This is a genomic window from Streptomyces sp. NBC_00005 (genome assembly GCF_045160215.1).
Taxonomy (GTDB): Bacteria; Actinomycetota; Actinomycetes; order Streptomycetales; family Streptomycetaceae; genus Streptomyces.
The window spans coordinates 1,862,112-1,883,051 of sequence record NZ_CP108316.1 but is presented as its reverse complement, the minus strand read 5'-3'; the positions used below and the strand labels follow the sequence as shown (position 1 = coordinate 1,883,051).

Sequence of the window (20,940 nt, the reverse complement as noted above, 5' to 3'; positions counted from 1 at the left end):
AGGCTGAACTTCATGCGAGAGATCGTCACCTTCGACGCCTACGGCACCCTGGTCGACTTCCAGCTCGGTCCGACCACCCTGAAGGTACTGGCCGACCGGCTCGACCTGGACGGCCTGGACGTCGACGAGTTCCTCGACGACTTCCGCGTCATCCGCTTCCAGGCGGTGCTCGAGCCCTACCGCCCGTACCACGAGGTCCTGCACTCCAGCCTGGAGATGGCGATGCGCCTGCACGGCCTGGAGTACCGCGAGTCCGACGGCGACGCCCTCGTCGAGGCCGTCCCCACCTTCGGGCCCTTCCCCGAAGTCCCGGACGCCCTGCGGGCGTTGAAGTCCCGCTACGAGATCGCCATCATCTCCAACACCGACGACGTCCTCATCGCGCAGAACGTCGCGAACATCGGCGTCGAGTTCGACCATGTCATCACGGCTCAGCAGGCGGGCGCGTACAAGCCGGACCGCCAGACCTTCGAGCACGCGTACAAGACCATCGGCGTCGACCCGTCCCAGGTGATCCACACCGCCCAGGGCTGGGAGTACGACCTCATCCCGACCCGGGACCTCGGACTGAAGCGCCGGGTCTGGATCAACCGCTACGGCCGCCGCGGCAGCACCGCCTACCAGCCGTACGACGAACTCCCCGACCTGTCCGGCCTGCCCGCCCTCCTCGGCTGCTGAACAGGAGCCCGCCATGAAGCAGATCCCCTACTGGCTGGACACCGCCCCGCCCCTGCCCGACCGTACGGGCCGGGACCTTCCCGAGTCGGCCGACGTGGTCGTGATCGGCGGCGGCCTGACCGGCCTGTCCACCGCCTACCACGCCGCCCGCAAGGGCGCCCATGTCGTCCTCGTCGAGAAGGACAAGGTCGGCTCCGGCGCCTCGGGCCGCAACGGCAGCATGTGCACCCAGGGCATCACCATCGGCGTCGGCGAAGCCCGCAAGCGCTACGGACAGCAGCGCGCCCGTGAGCTGTACGACGCCTTCCGCGAGGCCGTCGACGTCGTCGAGGAGCTGACGCAGAAGGAGCAGATCGACTGCGACTTCAACCGCGCCGGGCGCCTGGGAGTGGCGTACAAGCCACAGCACTTCGAGGCGATGAAGGCCACCCAGCGCGACCTGGCCGAGAACTTCGACCACGAGACCACCTTGCTGAGCCCGAGCGACCTGCGCACCGAACTCGGCTCGGACTACTACCACGGGGCCCTGCTCGATCCGCTCAGCGCGGGCCTCCACGTGGGCAAATACGTCCACGGCCTCGCCGCGGCCGCCGAACGCGCCGGAGCCGAGATCCACGAACGCAACGCGGCCACGGGCCTCACCCGCCTCCCGGACGGCGGCTTCCTGGTGGAAACCCTGCACGGCACCATCCGCGCCAAGCAGGTCATGGCCGCCACCGACGCCTACACCGACAAGGCGCTGCCCTGGTTCCGCAAGCGGCTGATCAACGTCGGCAGCTTCATCGTCGTGACCGAGCCGCTGGGGGAGGAGCGGGCGCGTGAGCTGATCCCCAACGCCCGCCTGGTGGTCGACTCCAAGAACATCGGCCACTACATCCGCCTCACCCCGGACCACCGCCTCGCCTTCGGCGGCAGGGCCCGCTTCGCACCCTCCAACCCCGCCTCCGACATCAAGAGCGGAGACGTCCTGAAGCGGGAGATGGCCGAGATCTTCCCGCAGCTGGCCGACGTCAGGATCGACTACGTGTGGGGCGGCAGCGTCGGCTTCTCCTGGGACCGCATTCCGCACGCGGGCGAGGCGAACGGCCTGTACTACTCGATGGGTTACTGCGGCCACGGCGTCCAGATGGCCACCTACATGGGCCGGGCCGTCGCGGAGATGATGGACGGCCACCCGGAGGCCAACCCCCTGCGCGGCCTCGGCTTCCCCAAGGTCCCCGTTCCCTTCTACAACGGCACCGCCTGGTTCCTGCCCTTCGGCGGCGCCTACTACAAGGCCAAGGACCGGCTGGGCTGAGGCGTCCGTGGTCTGGATCACATCCTGTGAATTGAGCGCGGATCGGGGGCAGATTCCGTACCCCCGCCTGACAACCCACGGCCGGATGCGAGGATGAGGCGCCATGACAGCAGGGTGGTGTTCTCGCACGCTACGGGCCGCGGTGTTCGCGGCCGTCTGTGTGCTGCTCGCCGCCCTGGGCCACGTCATGATGTCGGGGAGCGACGTGCCCGCGTGGGCACTGGCCGCGGGTGCGGCCGTGACCGGCGTCGCGGGCTGGTGTCTCGCGGGCCGTGAACGCGGGCTCCCGCTGATCGTGACCGTCGTGGTCGCCGCCCAGACGGCACTGCACTCGGCGTTCTCACTCGCCCAGTCCGCGACCACCGGCAGCGACTCCATGGACATGGGATCCATGGACACGGGGTCGATGCGCAGGGCGTCCATGCCCGCCACGGACTCCACGGCCGCAGGGACCATGGACGTGGGCCACATGGACCACCTCGGCCAGTCCGCGGGCGGCTCCTCGTCGTTCGGCATGCTCGCCGCCCACCTGCTGGCCGCGCTGCTGTGCGGGCTGTGGCTGGCCTACGGCGAGCAGGCCGCGTTCCGCATCCTGCGGGCCGTGGCCGGGTGGCTGGCCGCGCCGCTGCGCCTGCTGCTCGCCCTGCCCGTCACCCCGGACCGCCCGCGCATCCCCGTGCGCCGGCGCCGCTCGGAGCGGGTGCCGCGCCTTCTTCTCGTCCATGCGATCACCTCTCGGGGTCCGCCTCCGGGGACCGCTGTCGTCTGAAGACAGCTGGATTCCCGGGGCCGCCCAGGGCGTGCCTCGGGCCTCGGCCGTACGCCCGCGCAAGCGCCGTAGGGCCGTCTCCCCACTCACCGGACCGTCCGCACGCATCCGTGCCCCGGTCCGGACACGGATGACCCGAGAAGGACTCCAGGTGATCAGTTCTGCCCTCGACGAGTCGACCACCGCATGGGCGCTCGCAGCCCGAAGAGGTGACGCCGACGCCGTCGATCATTTCGTACGTGCCCTGCACCGCGACGTCCAGCGGTACGTCGCCCACCTCTGCGCCGACCCCCAGGCCGTCGACGACCTCGCGCAGGACACGTTCCTGCGCGCACTCGGCAGCCTGCACCGGTTCGAGGGTCGCTCCTCGGCCCGGTCCTGGCTGCTGTCCATCGCCCGCCGCGCGGTGATGGACAGCTACCGGTACGCCGCCGCCCGGCCCTGCCTGTCCGACATACCGGACTGGCAGCTGGCCGTCGAGCGGGCCCAACCGCAGGACCTGCCCGGGTTCGACGACGGCGTCGCCCTGCTCGACCTCCTGGCCTCACTGCCCGAGGAGCGCCGGGAGGCGTTCGTCCTCACGCAACTGGTCGGCCTTCCCTACGCGGAGGCGGCCGAGGTCAGCAACTGCCCCGTCGGAACGGTCCGTTCGCGGGTGGCCCGCGCCCGCGCGACCCTGATGGATCTGCTGGACGACGGAGGTTCCGCCCACGACCTCGCGCCGGTGGAGGACGCCGAGCCCGCCGTACTGGCGGCCTGAGCCCGACGCGAGGTCACCGCACCTCCTGAGCCAGCGCCGCCAGGTCGTCGTCCGTGAGCAGGCGGCCCTCGCGTGCCATCAACTCCCGTGCCCGGACGAGTACGTCGTCCACCTGGGCATGGCCGAGTTCGATGCCCAGGGCCGCCAGCTTGTCGGCCAGGGTGTAGGGGCCGCTGTCCGGGGTGAAGGGAACCGTGCGCGCGTTGCCCACCAGGGCGGGCTCCAGGCAGTTGTGCAGGAGGGGATCGATCTCCGTCTCCTGGGTGATGAGGTCCATGCCGCCCCAGCAGAAGGCATGGCTGCCGGTGACCGGATGGTTCCAGGCCGTGTGATAGCCCGTCAGGTCCCGTCCCGCTTCGGCGAGTTCGGTGAGGCGTTCGGTCCGGATGCCGGTGCGCACGCCGTACAGCGCCTCGAAGGCGAGCGCGGTCGCCGCGAGGTCGGCGTTGCCGGGGCCGCCGCAGTAGCCGTTGACCGACAGCTCGACGGCCGCGGCACCGGCGCGCACCGCGGCGACCGCGCAACCGACCGCCAGGCCGAAGGTGTTGTGCGGGTGCAGACCGACCTCGACGTCCGGGGCCAGGGCGCGGGTGAGGCGTACCAGATGGGCGTACGCCTCCGGGCTCATCGCACCCGGCCCGTCGAAGAGGGTCAGCTCACTCGCCCCGGCGCCGGCCAGCGCGGTGACCGACTCCTCGTGGCTCTCCTCGGTGGCGTACGAGACCATGAGCAGCGGCACGATCACGTCGAGGCCGCGCTCACGGGCGTACGACACCAGCCGTGCCGCCCGGGCCAGTACTGCTGCCCGGTCGCGCGGTGTGTCGTCGGTGCGCCACTCCTCGCCGCGCCAGGCCCGGCCGTACACCGGCGCCTGGTAGATCAGCGAGGTCTCGCCGAAGCCCTGTACCCACACCTGTACGGCGTCGTAACCGGCGGAGGCCGCGCGGTCGATGTCGTCCGGCGAGCGCAGCAGCGGGCAGACCACCCGGCAGTCCGGGTTCTCGCCCTTGACCAGCTCCACTTCGGCCTTGAGCGCCGCGTCGTCCCGGCCGCCGAGACCCGCCGTGACGACCTCGGGCACGTTGCTGCCGACGAGACGGCGCAGGAACTCCTCCTTCGCCTCGGCGGTCGCGACGACTCCCGGCAGCGTCTCCACCGAGCGCAGCGTCGCGTCCCGCAGCCGCACCGACGCCGGCAGTGAACCCACCACATCCGTACGCCGGTTGAGCGGGCTCACCGACCAGCGGCCGGGCTCGTGCGCGCCGGGTGCGCGGCGCGCCGCCAGCTCCGCGCGGAAGCGGGCGATCTCCTCGGGTGTGAACACGGGCGGCTTGTCCATCGGCGTCCTCCGGTGCGGCGGCGAGGTTCCTTCACATCACACCATCCAAGCTTGCTGTCGACAGTAATGGCAATAGTGCGGCGTGATGCGCCCTAGAGGTTTACTTTCTGTCGACACATGGCTAGAACTGTCGACAGTTTCGCCACCCGACCGAGGGAGCTCCCTGTGACCCAAGACCTGCCCGACCAACGGCTGGGCCGCCTGGCGGGCCGGATCGCCGTGATCGGCGGTGCCGGCAGCGTCGGCCCCGGCTGGGGCAACGGCCGCGCCACCGCCGTGATCTTCGCCCGGGAGGGTGCCACCGTCTTCCTCGCCGACCGGGACAAGGAGTCCCTGGAGGTCACCGCGCGACAGGTTCGTGAGGAGGGCGGCACCGCGCACACGGCCGTGCTGGATGTGACCGAACCCGCCGCCGTGCGCGACTACTTCGCCGAGTGCGAGCGCCTGGCGGGCCGCATCGACGTCCTGGTCAACAATGTCGGCGGCTCGCGGCCCGGCGGCGCGGTCGACCTCAGCATCGAGGACTGGGAGGGCCAGCTGCGCACCAACCTCACCAGCGCCTTCCTGGCCTGCAAGCACGCCGTCCCGGTCATGCGGCGCGGCGGCGGTGGCGCGATCGTCAACACGGCCTCGGCGTCCGGGCTGCGCTGGACGGGCGCCGCGCAGGTGGGGTACGCGGCGGCCAAGGCCGCGGTCATCCAGCTGTCACGGGTCACGGCCGTCCAGTACGCCCCCGACCGCATCCGCGTGAACACCGTCGTGCCCGGCCAGTTGCACACCCCGATGGTCGAGGCCCGGCTCGCCGGCCAGCGCGCGGGCGGCGACGTGCAGCGGCTGCTGGCGGAGCGCCAGGCCCGTATCCCGCTCGGCTTCATGGGCGACGGCCGCGACACCGGGTACGCGGCGCTCTTCCTCGCCTCCGACGAGGCCCGCTTCGTCACCGGTACGGAGATCGTCGTGGACGGCGGAATGACGGCGCGCTGTGACTGAACCCGCCGTTCACGAAGGGCAGTTGGCGCCCTCGCCGGGCTGCCCGCCTCCGCACCCCGCCCCGCGCACACCGTCCCTGGTGCTCCCGCGGGACAGCTGCGACGCCCACTGCCATGTGCTCGGGCCCGCCGCCCTGTTCCCCTACGCCCCGGACCGCACCTTCACGCCCCTCGACGCGCCCAAGGAGCAACTCCACGCCCTGCACGCCTACTTGGGCCTCACCCGTGCCGTGATCGTGCAGTCCTCCTGCCACGGCCGCGACCACTCCGGCCTGCTGGACGCGCTGAGATCCGGTGACGGGCGGCTGCGCGGCGTGGCCCTGATCGACGAGACGACGACGAGGGCCGAGATCGAGGGGCTGCACCGCGCGGGCGTACGGGCCTTCCGGCTCAACTTCCTGCCCCATCTGCGCACCCCGCCCACCCGTGCCGAGATCGACTCGGTGCTCGAACGCGTCGACGGACTCGGCTGGGCCGCCCAACTCCACGTCCGCGGTGAGGAGATCGGCGCCCTCGGGGATCTCGTACGAACCTTGCCCGGCAAGGCGGTCGTCGATCACATCGGACGGGTCGACCTCGCTGACGGTCAGGGCGGCCCCGCCCTGCGCAGCCTGCGCGCGCTGCTCGACAGCGGGGACGTGTGGGTGAAGGTCAGCGGGGTCGACCGGGTCTCCCGGCAGGGGCCGCCGTACGCCGACGCGGTCGCCCTGGCCGCCGCACTGGTGGCCCACGCACCGGAACGCGTCGTGTGGGGGACCGACTATCCGCACGTCAACATCACCGGCGAGGCACCCGACGACGGCCTGCTCGTCGACCTCGTCGAACGCATCGCCCCCGACCCCGTACATCTGCGGCGGTTGATGGTGGACAACCCGGCCGAGCTCTTCGACTTCCCGTCAACTCACTAGTGTCGGCAGAGATGGCAGGTATTTCCTTGTCGCATCCCTTGAATGGCGCCAAGTGTCGACAGTAGTGTCCCGACTCGAACCAGTGTGAGGAGAAAGGCCATGGTCCAGTTGTCCCCGGGCAGTCTGCTCAGGCGCGGCGACGGAGCCTATGAGCAGGCTCGGCTCGACGCCGTCTGGAACGAGCGCAAACCCGACCGGTATCCCGACGTCATCGTGCTCGCCCGCAGCGAGCGGGACGTGGTGGCCGCCGTACAACTCGCCCGCAGCGAGGGGCTGTCCGTCGGCATCCGCTCCGGTGGCCACAGCTGGGTGGGCAACGGAGTGCGGGACGGCGGCATGCTGCTTGACCTCTCGCGGCTGCAGGACATCGCCGTCGACCCGCTGGCGGGCACGGCCGCGGTCCAGCCCGCGGTCACGGGACCGGCCCTGCTCGAACGGCTCGCTCCGCACGGCCTGTTCTTCCCCACCGGCCACGCCCCCACGGTCGGCATCGGCGGGTTCATCCTGGGCGGCGGCTACGGCTGGGACTCGCGCCGCCTCGGCCCCGCGTGCCTGAGCATCGAGGCCGTCGACGTCGTCCTCGCCGACGGCACCCTGGTGCACGCCACCGACGCCACCCACCCCGACCTGCTGTGGGCGGCCCGCGGCAGCGGCCCCGGCTTCTTCGGCGTCGTCACCCGCTTCCACCTCGCCCTGCACGACCGTCCGCGCCGCATCCTGCGGACCGCGCACACCTACCCGCTCGACCTGCGCGACGAGGTGCTGGCCTGGACGTACGACACCCTCGAACTGCTCGCGCCCGCCGTCGAGTTCTCGGCGAAGGTGGGTTTCTCCCCGTGGCTCGACCGGCAGACGGTCTCCGTCACGGCCACCGCCTTCTGCGCGACGGACGAGAACCTGCTCGCCCCGCTGGAGGACGCGCCCTTCCGCGACCGAGCGATCCGCGCGGTGGTCGCGCAGGAGACCACCATGGAGGAGCTGTACGACTACGCGGACCGCATGACCCCGCCCGGCATGCGCTGGGCGCTCGACGGGATCTGGACCGACGAACCGGTCGACAAGGTCCTGGCCGCCGCCGGGCCGCTGTTCGACTCCATCCCGGACACCACCAGCCATGTGCTGTGGATGTTGTGGGGCGGCCACCCGGAGCGTGCTAACGCCTGCTGGTCCAGCCAGGCCAAGCTCTACCTCTCACCCAACGCCGGCTGGAGCGACCCCGCCGAGGACCTGGTCCACGAGGACTGGGCGCACGGCCGGCTCGCCGCCCTTCAACACCTGTCGACGGGACTGCAGTTCTCCGACAACAACCTCGCCGACCGCTTCGACCACGGGCTCAGCCCGGCCAACTCCGCACGTCTGGAAGAGATCCGGGCCGTCTACGACCCCGAGGGCCTCTTCCGCACCTACATGACCCCCCAGGAATCCACGACCGCCTACGCCGCCGCGGGACACGCGCGGACGCACTAGTTCGTACGAGGACGTACGAGTTCGTACCGGCTCGTACGCAGAGAAGCTCAAGGAGAGCCGTTTCTATGGAGACTTCGAGAAACCCGCGGCGTCGTACCCTCATCGTCCTGACCGCCCTGGCCGTCACCGGTTCCCTCACCGTCACCGCGTGCGGCGGCGATGCCGCCACCGCCACGACCTCCGACGGCAAGACCAAGGTCACCGTGCTGCGCTCCAACGGAGCCATATTCGAGCCGCTCTACATCGCCCAGCAGCAGGGCTACTTCAAGGACGCGGGCCTGGACGTCACCATCAAGGCCGGCGCGCAGGACACCTCGCAGAACGCGCCGTCCGTCCTCAACGGCGAGGCCCAGTTCGCCATGACGGACAGCTCCGGCTTCCTCAAGGGCGCGGCCCAGGACCTGCCGATCCGGATCGTGAGCGGTCTGCAGTCGGCGACGACGAAGACCGACCCCACCGACGGTCTGCTGGTCAAGAAGAGCAGCGGCATCACCTCCTTCTCCGACCTGGAGGGCAAGACGGTCGGGCTGTCCGCGCTGGGCGGCACCATCCAGTTCATCGTCGAGTACCTGGTGCAGAAGGACGGCGGCGACCCCACCAAGGTCAAGTTCGTCGCCCTGCCCACCACCTCGCTCACCGACGCCGTGGCCTCCGGCAAGACGGACGCCGTCTACTCCTTCGGCGCGTTCTTCGCCGCCGCCAAGACCAACGCCAAGCTCCGCGTCATCGGCAAGGGCATGAACGAACTCCCGGGCATGGTCCAGGGATTGCTGTTCGCCGGCCAGAAGTACCTCGCCTCCAACGGCGACACGGCGAAGAAGTTCATCGAGGCCGTCGCCAAGGCGATCACCTACGCCAACGCCCACCCCAACGCCGTACGGGCGATCGACAAGAAGTACACCCAGCTGTCCGCCGACTTCATCGACAAGCAGGACACCGCCTACTACGACACCGATCTCAACACGACCGTGATGCGCACGGTGATCACGAAGATGCACGAGTTCAAGCTGCTCGACAAGGAGCCGAAGGACGACGCCGTGTACTGGGACCAGGCCCCGATCTCGGCCGGGGAGTAGCGATGCTGAAGGTCCGACTGCTGCAACTCGGCGCGCTGGTCGCCGTGTTGGCGCTGTGGGCAGTGATCGCCGCGGCGGGCGTGGTCAGTTCGACCGCGCTGCCGGGGCCGCGTGCCGTGACGGCCGCCCTCGGTGACCTCCTCGGCAGCGACGTCTTCTGGCAGGCGCTGGGACAGACCCTGCGAGGTGCGGTCACCGGCCTGCTCGCGGCGATCGTGGTCGGCATCCCGGTCGGCCTGGTCACCGGCGTCTATGCCGCGGCCGAGGAGTCCTCCCGGCTGCTCCTGGAGATCCTCCGCTCCTTCCCGGTGATCGCCCTGCTGCCGGTGTTCCTGCTGGTCCTCGGCTCGACCCCCGGCATGAAGGCGACGGTCGTCTTCATCGCCTGTGTCTTCCCGGTGCTGCTTCAGGCTCAGTACGGAGCCGGCAGCGTGAGTCAGGCCGTGCACGAGACCGTGCACGGCTACCGCATCCCGCGGTTGCTGCGGCTGCGCCGGGTGGTCCTGCCGGCCGCAGCCCCGTCGATCATGACGGGGCTGCGGCTGGCGGCGACGACATCCGTCCTGGTGGCCATCGGTGTCGAGGTGCTCACCACGCTCCCCGGCATCGGCCACATGATCATGGAGTCGCAGCAGGCGGGCGCCTCCGCCCGGGCCTACGCCTACATCCTGACCGCCGGGGCCATCGGGTACACGATCACGCTGCTCGCGCAGTTCGCCGAGCACCGGCTGCTGCGCTGGCGCCCGCCCGCGCAGGCGGGAAAGGAGTAGCCGCGTGCCCTGGAAACCGATCCTGCGCGGGCTCTGGCTGCCCGCCCTGGTGTTCGTCGTCCTGCTGCTTTCGACGGCAGGCAGCACGAGCTTCTACTTTCCCCCGCTGACCGAGGTCCTCGCGTCCCTGTGGCGCGAACTGCTGCACGGCGGCCTCTTCGGCGACCTGCTGTTCAGCCTGCGCAACATCCTCTGCGGCCTGGCCCTCGCCACCGTCGTGGGAGTGGGCGCCGGACTCGTCATCGGTGAGATCCGCACCCTGCGCCTGGCCACCGGCCCCCTGCTCGACTTCGCCCGCGCGACCCCCACGGTCGGCTTCGTGCCTGTCATCATCCTCACCCTGGGCATCGGCTCCGGACCGAAGATCTTCCTGATCTTCCTGGGCTCGGTCTGGCCGATCCTGCTCAACACGGTCAGCGGTGTCGAGGCGATCAGCCCGGCCGTCCACGAAACCTCCCGCGGCTACCGCATTCCCTGGCCGCTGCGCCTGCGCCGGGTCGTCCTGCCCGGCGCCCTGCCACAGATCCTCGCGGGCATCCGGATCGCCCTGTCCGTAGCCGTGGTCCTCATGGTCGTCAGTGAGATCTACGGCTCTCCCGTCGGCCTCGGCAACTTCATCCTGCAGAGCGGATCCAGCTTCCACGTCGCCGAGACCTGGGCCGGCACCATCCTGATCGGCATCCTCGGCTACGGCCTGAGCGTGCTGCTCCTGCTCGTCGAGCACCGCCTCCTGGGCTGGTACCACCAGCGCGCGCCCCGGGTGCGCTCCCCGCGCCCGGTCCAGGCCCGGAGCGCCGACAGCACCGAGAGCATCAAGAGCAACGGAGTCGCCGTATGACACGCGGATCGAGCCTGTACGTCGAGGACCTCGGCATGAGCTTCGGGCAGGGACCGCAGGAGCATCGCGTCCTCGACGGTCTGACCCTGTGCGTGGACCCGGGGGAGGCGGTGTGCGTGGTCGGCCCGTCCGGCGCGGGCAAGACGACGCTGCTGCGCTGCCTGGCCGGACTGGCCCGCCCGACCTCCGGCCAAGTCCGGTACGGCGAACAGCCGTTGACCGAGCCGCACGGCGACATCGCCGTGGTCTCCCAGGACTACCGCGGCTCCCTGCTGCCCTGGCTGCGCGTGTGGGACAACGTCGCCTTCCCGCTCCAGGGCCGGGGCGTGAAGAAGACCGTCCGCAAGCAGCGCGCGCTGGAGTGCCTGGAGGCGGTCGGCCTCCCGGACGTCGGCGACAAGTACCCCTGGCAGCTCTCCGGCGGTATGCAGCAGCGGGTGGCCATCGCCCGCGGGCTGGCGTACGACGCCCCGGTGCTGCTCATGGACGAGCCGTTCGGCTCGGTCGACGCCCAGTCCCGCTTCGACCTGGAGGACCTGACCCTGCGGCTGCGCCGGCAGCTGGGCATCACCGTGGTCGTGGTCACCCACGACATCGACGAGGCCGTCTACCTCGGTGACCGTGTCATCGTCCTGGGCGGAAAGCCGACCGCCGTCCTGGACACCCTCGCCATCCCCCTCGGCGCCGAGCGCGACCAGCTGTCGACCCGGGCCGATCCCCGGTTCGCCGAACTGCGCACGCGGGTACTGGCGTTGATCCGCGGCGAAAGGCTGCCTGCCGACCAGGAGGCGGCACGCCGGTGACCTCCAGGTTCGACCACGTCGGCATCTCCGTACCCGACCTGGAAGCCGCCGTCCGCTGGTACCGCCAGGCGCTGCACCTCACCGAGGAGCGAGCCTTCTCCGTCCCGGGCACCGACCTCCGAGGGGTGATGCTCTGTCACCACAGCGGCCATCGCGTCGAGTTGCTCCACCGCCCCAGCGCCGCACCCGGCCCGGTCGCCGACGGACCGCTGGAGGCGGCGGGCACGCTCGGCTACGGCCACCTCTGCCTGGCCGTGGACACACCGGGCGAAGTCGACGCCGAGTTCGCGCGACTGGTCGCCGCGGGCGCGGGCATCCGGATGAGCCCGCGCCCCGCACCGCGCCCGGGCGCGCGGATGGCCTTCGTGTCCGACCCGTACGGCAATCTCATCGAGCTGATCGACCGCGTCGGCTGACGGTCCCAGCTCGGCCCCCTTCACCTCTGACCGACCTCCCCCGGCGGTCAGCCATGCCCAAACACACTGGAAAACAAGGGAGTTGACAGTGCAGGACATCACCTATCGGGCCCGCCCCCGCGCCCTCCTCGTGGCCGTCGCCGCAGCCATGGCACCCACCCTCACCGCACCGGCCGTCGCCCACGCGGCAACCCGCAAGGCCGGCAGGACCATCACCGTGGCCTCCGGTGACACCCTCGAACTGACCGAGACCACCACGGCGAGCGTCCTCACCATCGAAGAGGGCGGCGTCATCACCGTCCTCGACGGATACAGCCTCAGCCTCACCGTGAACGGCGTGGAGACCGGCAGCGAACTGGCCGAACTCACCGACGGCTACGGCGGAGCGGCCACCGCCATAGCCGCCGGCACCTACAAGGGCACCGTCATCCTCAACGTCGCCGAGGCCACCGACCTCGCCTACGACGACCTGACCTTCCCTTTTCGCCAGGCCCTCTACGTGGACGCGGACGGCGTCGACGAGTCGAAGTCCGTCCCGTCCGCGGTCCTCGGCGGCACCGTCACCGACACCGCGGCGAAGTCCGTCAGACTGCTGTCCGACGGCGAGGCCTTCAACGGCGTCTACGTCACCGGCGGCGGCATCTACACCCTCACCAAGCCGCGCATCGCCTACACCGGTAACGGCCGCTGCGACTTCATCGGCTACGGCGCCGCAGTCGTCGGCACCGGCGAGGGCACCACCCTCGTCCTGGACGGCGCGACCATCCGCAACGAGGGCGTCGTACGGACCGCGGTGATCGCCGACGCCACCGCGAACGTCATCGTCAAGAACTCCACCATCCACTGCGCCAACGGCACCGTGCCCGACGAGTATCCGGCCAGCGGCACGGGCGACACCCGCTACATGATCACCGTCCCCTGGATGCTGGGCCTGTCCGGCAACGTCCGCGCCACCAACCTGCTCGGCGCGAGCACCAAGGCGTCGTACATCAACTCCTCCATCTCCTCCGAGACCTGGGGCGCCCTCTCCGTCGACGGCGGCAGCAACTGCACCCTCACGGCAATCAACAGCACCATCGCCAACACCGGCGGCGAGGGCTACGGCTCGTACGCCATCGGCAACGTGACCGAGCACTTCCTGGGCTGCACCTTCGACGTCGGCGACTACGCCCTCATCCACTGGGGTGCGTCGGCGCACTACGGCGACAGCACGGCGGACGCGGTCGCGGACCTCAACGACTCGCTCGAACTCGGGCTCACCAGCGCGGAGTTGGAAAAGCTCAAGGAGAAGTCGACGACCGTGAACGCCGGTCGATTCATGGTCATGTGGTACGCGGCCGGGTCGGTGACGATCGACGGCGGCACCGAGGTCAACACGGGCGAGACCGCCTTCATGTGCAAGGCGGTCGCCGGCAAGGTCACGGTCGACGGCTCCGACGGCGCCTCCGTCAACCCCGGCAACGGCATCATCTTCCAGCTCATGGACACCGACCGGCCCAGCAGCGTCACGGTGTCGGGCAAGCCCTGGAAGACGGAGACCACCGGTACCTACACCGAGCCCACCGGCTCCCCGACCAAGTCCTCGTCCTGGGTCACCACCAGCGCCCAGTCCACCGACGCGCAGGCCACCTTCACCGACATCGACCTGAAGGGCGACTTCTACAACTCGGTCCGGGGCGGCGGCAACGCGAGCCTCCAGGGCCAGAACCTGGTCCTCGGCTTCACCGGCTCCACGGTCGAGGGCGTCATCTCCGCCGGCACGGCCAAGCACAACGTCTCCACCATCACCTCCGCGGAGTACCGCGAGATCAGCGAGGTCACCAACACCCCGAGCGCGGTGGTCAACAACGGCGTCATCGTCACCTTGGGCAGCGGCTCCACCTGGACGGTCACCGGAACGTCGTACCTGAGCGCCCTGACCCTGTCATCGGACGCGTCCGTGACCGCCGCCTCGGGCAAGACGGTGACCCTGACGGTCGACGGCACGGAAACTGAGATCAAGGCAAGCAGCACATACACGGGAGCGCTCACGCTGACGGTGGCGTAGCGGAGCACAGAAACCGGCCCCCGGGGGATGCGAACCAGATCCCGGGGGCCGGAGCTTGTCAGGACCGGGCTGCGCAGCCGACGCGGCTTTTCAGGGGCGCGGGGCTGTATTCGATATGCGGCTGCCGCCGCGTGGGCGCGACCAGCCACATCGGACCGACAGATACTCACCGGCCCAAGCAACGCAGTGCCTACGCTCCGATCATGTTGAAGCCTCCGTCGGCGTTCAGATAGACCCCGGTCATGTGGGCCGCGTCCTCGCTCGCCAGAAACAGAGCCGTCCCCGCCACCTCGGCCGGCCCCGGAATCCGCCCCATCGGCGTCTTCGCGATCATGTCCTCGCGCCGCCCGGACTTCCAGTCCGCCCGGTTCAGCAGGGTCTCGGTCTCGATGAAGCCAGGGGCAAAGGTGTTGACCCGCACGACAGGTGCGAACGCCTGCGCATAGGACTTGGTAATGCCCAGGATCCCGTACTTCGCGGCGGCGTACTGCGGAGCACGCGCGCTCCCGCGCACGATCACCGTGGAGCCGATGTTGACGATGGCGCCGTGGCCCTGCTCCAGCATCCGGGAGCCGAACTCGTGGACGCACAGCATGGTTCCCTTGACGTCCACGGCGAGCACGTGGTCGATGGACTCCTCGGTGAGGTCGCGCCAGGACATCTGGTCGCCCGCGACGTCGCCGACGTTGTTGACCAGCACGTCGAGGCCGCCGTAGTGGCCGAACACCTCCTCGGCCATGCGGGTCACGTCGGCGTGGACGGCGATGTCGCCCTGCACGGTGAACGCTTCGCCGCCGACGTCCTTGACGCGGGCGACGGTCTTCTCGGCGCCGGCGATGGAGCTGCGGTAGTGGACGGCGACCCGCGCACCCTCCTGCGCGGCCCGTACGGCGATCTCGGCGCCGAATCCGGTACCCGCGCCGGTGACGAGGACGGTCTTGCCGGCGAAGCGTTCGGGGACGGGGGTCATACGGGCTCCGTTCGTGAAGTCGCTCGGTGCGTAAGGGTGTTGATGGCTCACGGATGCACTCATACGAGGGTGCGGCCGCCGTCGGCGTACAGCACCTGCCCGGTGACGAACGCGGACTCGGCGGAGGCGAGGAAGAGCAACGGGCCGATCAGGTCGTCCGTCCGGCCGAGGCGTCCGGCGGGGACCAGCGCCTCCAGGGATGCCCGGACGCCGGGGCGGGCGAGGTGGTCGCGGGTGAGGTCGGTCTCGGTGTAGCCGGGGGCGACCGCGTTGACGGTGACCCCGGCGGCCGCCCACTCGCGTGCCATCACGCGCATCAGCTGGTTCACGCCGCCCTTGGTCGCCGCGTACGGTGCGTGGTCCGCGTGGGCGAGCAGGCCGGAGACGGAGGAGAGGTAGACGATCCGCCCGTACCCGCGCGGCACCATCACCGCACCCGCGGCACGCCCCAGCCAGAACGCGCTGGTGAGGTTGACGGCGAGCAGCCGCTCCCACACCTCGTCCGGTGTCTCGAGGACGGGTCTGCGGTCGTTGACGCCCACCGCGTGGACGAACACGTCGAGTCCGCCGAGGAGTTGGACCGCCTCGCCGACCGCGGCACGGCAGGCGTCGGCCGAGGTGAGGTCGGCCGCAAGGCCGGTCACGCCCGGTGCGATGTCCGCCAGTTTCTCCTTGTCCACGTCGAGTACGACCACGTCCGCGCCCGCCTCGGTGAGCGCCCTGGCCACCGTCGCACCGATCCCGCCCACTCCGGCGATCACGGCGCGGGTACCCGCGAAGTCCCACGTTGTCCGCATGCCCGGACCGTAAGCCACGTCCGGGTTTTGTGTCCACACTTTGCACGACACTTGACGGTGATCGGCATGCTGGGCAGGCTGAGTGTCGACAGTTAGGGAGGTCTGATGAAACTGGTGACGTTCGACTCGGGACCTGAACCGGGGCTGGTGGGGCGACTCGACGGCGAGGCCGTCGTGGAACTCGACGTGCCCTCGACCCGCGAGTACTTCGAGCGGGAGGGCCAAGTCGGCGAAACGGGACGGACGTTCGCGCTCGCCGACGTCCGACTGCGCGCGCCCATCGTGCCGAAGAAGTTCTTCCACACGGCCGGAAACTTCCGCGAGCACCACGAGGACCTGGTCCGGGTCGACTGGTCCCACCCCGTCAACAAGGGCATCGTGTTCTTCCAGAACGTCGACGCGATCATCGGCCCCGACGAGCCGATCGTGTACCCGGCGAACCTCACCCGGGAACTCGACTACGAACTCGAACTCGCCGTCGTCATAGGCAAACCGGGTCGCTTCTTCTCCGCCGAGCAGGCAGCCGAGCACATCGCCGGCTACCTGGTCTTCAACGACATCACCGCCCGCGACATCCAGCGCAAGGAGATGGAGTCCGGGGTCTTCTCCTTCTCCAAGGCGATCGAGACGTTCTGCCCGATCGGGCCGTACATCGTCACCGCGGACGAGATCGACGACCCGCACGACCTCGACATGGAACTGCGCGTCAACGGCGACATCCGGCAGAAGTCCAACACCGCCCGGATGTCGGTGTCGATCCCGCAACTGGTCGCGTACCACTCCCCGCAGACCTACAGCGCGGGAGACCTCGTCACCACCGGCACCATCGCCGGCGTCGCCGCGAGCACCGAGGACCCGTTCGCCAACTACCTCAAGCCCGGCGACGTCGTCGAGGCGGAGATCGAGAAGATCGGGGTGCTGCGCAATTCGGTCGTCTCCTGGCGGGACGCATACGGCAGCGAAGAGCCGCCCGCCGAGAACTGGGTGTGATCGGCAGATGCGTATCGCTCGACTCGCGGGCCGCACAGTGGCGTTGACGTCCGGGGGAGCCGTCGAAGTTCCGGCCGAATTCGAGGGGCGCGTCCTCGACCGGTGGGACGAGCTCCTCGACTGGTCCCAGAACGCCACCGGGGGTCGCCCTTACGCCGACTCCGACCTCGAACCGCCCGTACCCGCGCCCCGCCAGATCTTCGCCGTCGCCCTCAACTACCGGCCCCACACGGTTGAAGCGGGCTACGGGGAACCCGAAGCGCCCCTGGTCTTCACCAAGTTCCCGACCTGCCTCACCGGCCCGCACACCACCGTCGACCTGCCTCCCGGTCATGTCGACTGGGAGCTGGAGCTGGTCGCCGTGATCGGCCGCGAGGCTCGCAACGTCCCCGTGGAGAAGGGCTGGGAGCCGGTCGTCGCCCTCACCGTCGGGCAGGACCTGTCCGAGCGGATCGCCCAACTGGCGGGCCGACCCGCGCAGTTCTCGCTCGCCAAGTCACACCCGGGGTTCGGCCCGATCGGCCCCGCCCTGGTCAGTCTCGACGAGGTCCCGGGCCGTGACGACCTCGAGCTGACCTGCGAGCTGAACGGCGAGGTGGTGCAGCACGACCGCACCGGCAACATGATCTTCCCGATTCCCCGACTCGTCTCGTACCTGAGCGAGTTCTGCACGCTCCTGCCGGGCGATCTCATCTTCACGGGCACGCCGGCGGGCGTCGGCAACCGGCGCACCCCCCAGCGGTTTCTGACGCCCGACGACGAACTGGTCAGCCGTATCGGGGGAGTCGGCGAGATGCGGCACCGCTTCCGGAGGACGACGCCATGACCACCCGCACCCTGTTCACCGACGTCCAGGTCTTCGACGGCACCGGGCGCGATCCCTTCCCGGCCCAGGTCCTGGTCGAGGGCAACCGCATCACCGCGGTCGCCGACCGGATCCCGCGCGAGGCGCGCACCGGGGCCCGGGTGATCGACGGAGGCGGCGGCACCCTGCTCCCCGGACTCGTCGACGCCCACACCCACCTGGGCTTCGGCTCCACCGTGGAACACCGCTCCCCGCGCCGCGACGAACCGGACGAGGAGAAGGCCCTGCTCGTCGCCCACGCCGGACGCGTCCTGCTCGACCACGGCATCACCAGCGCGTACTCCGGCGGCAACCGGCTGCCCCGTACGGAGGTCGCCGCCCGCAAGGCCTTCGCGGAGGGCTGGATGCCCGGACCGCGGCTGAAGGCCGCGTCCTGGGAGGGCAGCGCGGGCATGGTCGAGCCCGGTGTCTACGACTTCCCGGGCATCGACACACGGGCCTCCGACCCCGACTCGGTGTCCCGCTTCGTCACCGACATGGCCGAACTCGGCGTCGACATCGTCAAGTTGTCGCTGTCCGGGGAGAGCGCCGTCGTCCAAGGCACCTCGCGGATCGTGCAGTTCACGGACGAGGAGGTCGCCGCCGCGGCCCACGCGGCCGACAAGCACGGCGTGTGGCTCACCGCCCACGCCCACGCCGCCGAGTCGATCAAGATGGCGGTACGGCACGGCATCCGCGCCGTCTACCACTGCACCTTCGCCGACGAGGAGGCCCTCGACCTCCTCGAAGCCGCCCGAGACCGCCTCTTCGTCGCCCCGACCCCCGGCATCATCCACGCCAACCTCCACGAGGCGGGCAGCGAACCCGAACCCGGCATGGAGGTCGAGGCGACCGCGGAGGCCGTACGCAAGGTGGTGCCCGAACTCGTCCGGCGCGGCATCCGCGTCGTCCCCGGCGGCGACTACGGCTTCTCCTGGAACCCCGTGGGCCGCAACCTCCGCGACCTCGAACTCTTCGTCGACTGGTTCGGCTTCACCCCGGCCGAGGCGCTGCGCGCGGCGACCCAGTACGGCGGGCAGGTGATGGGCATGGAGGACGAACTCGGCCTGATCCGACCGGGGTTCCTCGCCGACCTCGTCCTCGTCGACGGCGATCCGCTGGAGGAGATCGCCGTCCTCCAGGACCGCGACCGGCTGGCGGCGATCATGAAGGACGGCACGCTGCACAAGGACCGGGCGTGAGCAGCGTCCGTACGAGCGCCGGACGGCTCGTGGGGGAGCGGGACGCGGAGGTGGCCGTGTTCCGGGGCATCCCGTTCGCCGAGCCCCCGGTCGGCTCTCTGCGCTGGCGACCGCCCCGGCCGGCCGGCCGCTGGGAGGGCGAGCGGCGCGCGTACGACTTCGGGCCCGCACCGCTTCAGCCGCAGCCGCCCCGCGACTCGATCATGTACCACACCAACTTCGCCGACCGGCGGGCGCTCGTGATGAGCGAGGACTGCCTGTACCTGAATGTGTGGACATCGGACCCCTCGCGCGCCGCCGGACTGCCGGTCATGGTCTGGATCCACGGCGGCGGCAACCGCTACGGCCACGGCGGGCAGGAGATCCACGACGGTTGCGCCCTGGCCCGGCGCGGCCTGGTCGTCGTCACCCTCAACCACCGCCTCGGCGCCCTCGGTTTCCTCGCCCACCCCGAACTGGCCGCGGAGGACGACCTGGGCGCGTCCGGCAACTACGGTCTGCTCGACATCGTCGCCGCCCTGACCTGGGTGCAGGAGAACATCACGGCCTTCGGCGGCGACCCCGGCCGGGTGACCCTCGCTGGCAACTCCGCCGGGGCCGCCCACATCTGCCACCTCATGGCCTCGCGGGCGGCCCGGCCCCTCTTTCGCGCGGCCATCGGGCAGAGCGCCTCGGGCATCGCACGCGCCGAAGGACCGCTCGTCGAGCAGGCCGGGGCACAGAAGCAGGGACTGCGCTGGGCGGAGGGGTTCGGCGACCGGGACATCGAGGGACTGCGGCGGCTCGACCGGCGTGGAGCTCTGCTGCGGGGGCACTTCGGGCCCGTCGTCGACGGCCGGGTCCTGACCGAGCCCAGCGACGACGTCTTCGCCACCGGGCGGCAGCACGCCGTACCGCTCCTGGTGGGCAGCAACACCGATGAGGGCTCCGTGTACGCGACCCTGGACGCGCTGCGCCGGCTCCCGGTCGAACCCGGCACGGACGCGCTGTATCCCGTGCGGGACGGGACCGAAGCGAGGCGCACGGCACGGCGGTTCACGGGGGAGAGCCGCTTCACCCACCCGGTCTGGCAGTGGGCCATGGCCCATTGGGACAGGGCGCCGACCTGGCTGTACCGCTTCACCCGGACACCCCCGCTGCCGGAGGGTCTGGACCTCGCACCCCCGAAGGACGGGCTGCCGGAGTACGGGGTGTACCACACCGCCGAACTCCCTTACGTCCTGGACAACTTGGACCGGCGCCCCTGGCCCTGGACCGACACCGACCGCACGCTGGCGCGGACCATGGCCGACACCTGGGCACGCTTCGTCGAGACGGCCGACCCGAACGGGGGCACGCTGCCGCTCTGGCCCGCCTTCACCGGCGGCGAGGCCATGGTCTTCGGCGACCGGGTGGCGGCGAGAACCGTCGAACGGCTTGACGCCCTGCGGCTGTTGGCCCGTTGCCCCCGACCCCTGTGACCCGCGAAAGGACCCCACGTGGCACGACTCCCCGACACCGACGGCACCGATGAGATCGCCCAGCGCATCCGCGCCCGCCGGGGCGGCACCCTGCACCCCCTCGACCGCATGCTGCTGCACAGCCCGGAGCTCGCCGACGGCTGGAACAGCCTCCTGGGGGCGATCCGGGGGCGGCTGCAACTCCCCGCCGACATAAGGGAGATGGCGATTCTCAGGATCGCCGTCCTCAACCGTGCCACCTACGAGTGGACGGCACACGAACCCGACGCACGGCGGGCCGGACTCGGCGACCGTGAACTGGCCGAACTGCACCGCGACAAACCCGAACTCGACGCCCGCCGCCGACGGGTCATCGCCTACACCGACGCGATGACCCGCGACGTTCACGTCCCCGACGAGCTGTTCGACGCCCTCCGCGCCGACTTCACCGACACCGAACTCGTCGAACTGACGGCGACCGTGGCGGCGTACAACATGGTGTCCCGCTTCCTGGTCGCGCTCGATGTCGGCTAGGGCCTGT

At 70.4% G+C, this 20,940-nt stretch carries 21 protein-coding genes; 18 read left to right on the top strand and 3 right to left on the bottom strand.

Annotated elements, in window-relative coordinates; genetic code table 11:
* Positions 1 to 12 precede the first annotated feature (12 nt).
* The 4 genes from OG303_RS09040 to OG303_RS09025 all read left to right on the top strand — a co-directional run bounded on the left by OG303_RS09040 (position 13) and on the right by OG303_RS09025 (position 3,504).
* The gene (locus OG303_RS09040) at positions 13 to 678 is read left to right on the top strand and encodes a haloacid dehalogenase type II (RefSeq protein ID WP_405866614.1); all 666 of its coding nucleotides are present in this window, start codon (positions 13 to 15) and stop codon (positions 676 to 678) included.
* Between the two features lie 13 nt (positions 679 to 691).
* Positions 692 to 1,975 carry an NAD(P)/FAD-dependent oxidoreductase gene (locus tag OG303_RS09035; protein ID WP_405866612.1) on the top strand — a complete coding sequence of 428 codons (1,284 nt, stop codon included), beginning with the start codon at positions 692 to 694 and terminating at the stop codon, positions 1,973 to 1,975.
* Positions 1,976 to 2,078: 103 nt separating this feature from the next.
* Positions 2,079 to 2,744 carry a hypothetical protein gene (locus OG303_RS09030; protein ID WP_405866610.1) on the top strand — a complete coding sequence of 222 codons (666 nt, stop codon included), beginning with the start codon at positions 2,079 to 2,081 and terminating at the stop codon, positions 2,742 to 2,744.
* Between the two features lie 130 nt (positions 2,745 to 2,874).
* A complete protein-coding gene (locus OG303_RS09025; RefSeq protein ID WP_405866608.1) occupies positions 2,875 to 3,504 on the top strand; it encodes a sigma-70 family RNA polymerase sigma factor in 630 nt (209 codons plus the stop codon).
* 13 nt (positions 3,505 to 3,517) lie between these two features.
* On the opposite strand, the gene OG303_RS09020 is transcribed toward OG303_RS09025, so the two are convergent.
* On the bottom strand, positions 3,518 to 4,843 hold the full coding sequence (locus OG303_RS09020; RefSeq protein WP_405866606.1) for a hypothetical protein: 1,326 nt from the start codon (positions 4,841 to 4,843) through the stop codon (positions 3,518 to 3,520).
* A gap of 165 nt (positions 4,844 to 5,008) precedes the next feature.
* On the opposite strand from OG303_RS09020, the gene OG303_RS09015 reads away from it, so the two are divergent.
* From OG303_RS09015 to OG303_RS08975, 9 genes are all read left to right on the top strand, one after another.
* Positions 5,009 to 5,833: an SDR family NAD(P)-dependent oxidoreductase gene (locus OG303_RS09015; RefSeq protein ID WP_405866604.1), complete on the top strand. Its 825-nt coding sequence runs from the start codon at positions 5,009 to 5,011 to the stop codon at positions 5,831 to 5,833.
* Complete coding sequence (locus OG303_RS09010; protein WP_405866602.1) at positions 5,826 to 6,740, top strand: amidohydrolase family protein; 915 nt, start codon at positions 5,826 to 5,828, stop codon at positions 6,738 to 6,740. The genes OG303_RS09015 and OG303_RS09010 overlap by 8 nt, the downstream gene beginning before the upstream one ends.
* A 99-nt stretch (positions 6,741 to 6,839) precedes the next feature.
* Positions 6,840 to 8,207: an FAD-binding oxidoreductase gene (locus tag OG303_RS09005; protein WP_405866600.1), complete on the top strand. Its 1,368-nt coding sequence runs from the start codon at positions 6,840 to 6,842 to the stop codon at positions 8,205 to 8,207.
* A 65-nt stretch (positions 8,208 to 8,272) separates the two neighbouring features.
* Complete coding sequence (locus OG303_RS09000; RefSeq protein WP_405866598.1) at positions 8,273 to 9,283, top strand: ABC transporter substrate-binding protein; 1,011 nt, start codon at positions 8,273 to 8,275, stop codon at positions 9,281 to 9,283.
* Positions 9,284 to 9,285: 2 nt separating this feature from the next.
* Positions 9,286 to 10,053, top strand: a complete 768-nt coding sequence (locus tag OG303_RS08995; RefSeq protein WP_405866596.1) for an ABC transporter permease — start codon at positions 9,286 to 9,288, stop codon at positions 10,051 to 10,053.
* A 4-nt stretch (positions 10,054 to 10,057) separates the two neighbouring features.
* Positions 10,058 to 10,891, top strand: coding sequence for an ABC transporter permease (locus OG303_RS08990; RefSeq protein WP_405866594.1), 834 nt, complete (start codon positions 10,058 to 10,060; stop codon positions 10,889 to 10,891).
* Positions 10,888 to 11,694: an ABC transporter ATP-binding protein gene (locus tag OG303_RS08985; RefSeq protein WP_405866592.1), complete on the top strand. Its 807-nt coding sequence runs from the start codon at positions 10,888 to 10,890 to the stop codon at positions 11,692 to 11,694. The genes OG303_RS08990 and OG303_RS08985 overlap by 4 nt, the downstream gene beginning before the upstream one ends.
* Positions 11,691 to 12,110 (top strand): VOC family protein, encoded by a 420-nt coding sequence (locus OG303_RS08980; protein ID WP_405866590.1) that lies wholly within the window; start codon positions 11,691 to 11,693, stop codon positions 12,108 to 12,110. Before OG303_RS08985 ends, OG303_RS08980 begins: the two co-directional genes overlap by 4 nt.
* Before the next feature lie 88 nt (positions 12,111 to 12,198).
* Positions 12,199 to 14,157, top strand: coding sequence for a hypothetical protein (locus tag OG303_RS08975; RefSeq protein WP_405866588.1), 1,959 nt, complete (start codon positions 12,199 to 12,201; stop codon positions 14,155 to 14,157).
* 190 nt (positions 14,158 to 14,347) lie between these two features.
* Here the strand turns inward: OG303_RS08975 and OG303_RS08970 are convergent, their stop codons facing one another.
* Positions 14,348 to 15,127 (bottom strand): SDR family NAD(P)-dependent oxidoreductase, encoded by a 780-nt coding sequence (locus OG303_RS08970; protein ID WP_405866586.1) that lies wholly within the window; start codon positions 15,125 to 15,127, stop codon positions 14,348 to 14,350.
* Between the two features lie 59 nt (positions 15,128 to 15,186).
* Positions 15,187 to 15,924, bottom strand: coding sequence for an SDR family NAD(P)-dependent oxidoreductase (locus tag OG303_RS08965; protein WP_405866584.1), 738 nt, complete (start codon positions 15,922 to 15,924; stop codon positions 15,187 to 15,189).
* 105 nt (positions 15,925 to 16,029) lie between these two features.
* On the opposite strand from OG303_RS08965, the gene OG303_RS08960 reads away from it, so the two are divergent.
* From OG303_RS08960 to OG303_RS08940, 5 genes are read left to right on the top strand one after another with little or no spacing between them, the layout of a single operon-like run.
* Positions 16,030 to 16,914 carry a fumarylacetoacetate hydrolase family protein gene (locus OG303_RS08960; protein WP_405866582.1) on the top strand — a complete coding sequence of 295 codons (885 nt, stop codon included), beginning with the start codon at positions 16,030 to 16,032 and terminating at the stop codon, positions 16,912 to 16,914.
* Between the two features lie 7 nt (positions 16,915 to 16,921).
* Positions 16,922 to 17,740 carry a fumarylacetoacetate hydrolase family protein gene (locus OG303_RS08955; RefSeq protein WP_405866580.1) on the top strand — a complete coding sequence of 273 codons (819 nt, stop codon included), beginning with the start codon at positions 16,922 to 16,924 and terminating at the stop codon, positions 17,738 to 17,740.
* The gene (locus tag OG303_RS08950) at positions 17,737 to 18,960 is read left to right on the top strand and encodes an amidohydrolase family protein (protein WP_405866578.1); all 1,224 of its coding nucleotides are present in this window, start codon (positions 17,737 to 17,739) and stop codon (positions 18,958 to 18,960) included. Before OG303_RS08955 ends, OG303_RS08950 begins: the two co-directional genes overlap by 4 nt.
* Positions 18,957 to 20,420 carry a carboxylesterase/lipase family protein gene (locus OG303_RS08945; protein WP_405866576.1) on the top strand — a complete coding sequence of 488 codons (1,464 nt, stop codon included), beginning with the start codon at positions 18,957 to 18,959 and terminating at the stop codon, positions 20,418 to 20,420. Before OG303_RS08950 ends, OG303_RS08945 begins: the two co-directional genes overlap by 4 nt.
* A gap of 18 nt (positions 20,421 to 20,438) precedes the next feature.
* Complete coding sequence (locus tag OG303_RS08940; protein WP_405866574.1) at positions 20,439 to 20,933, top strand: carboxymuconolactone decarboxylase family protein; 495 nt, start codon at positions 20,439 to 20,441, stop codon at positions 20,931 to 20,933.
* The last annotated feature ends 7 nt before the right edge of the window (positions 20,934 to 20,940 follow it).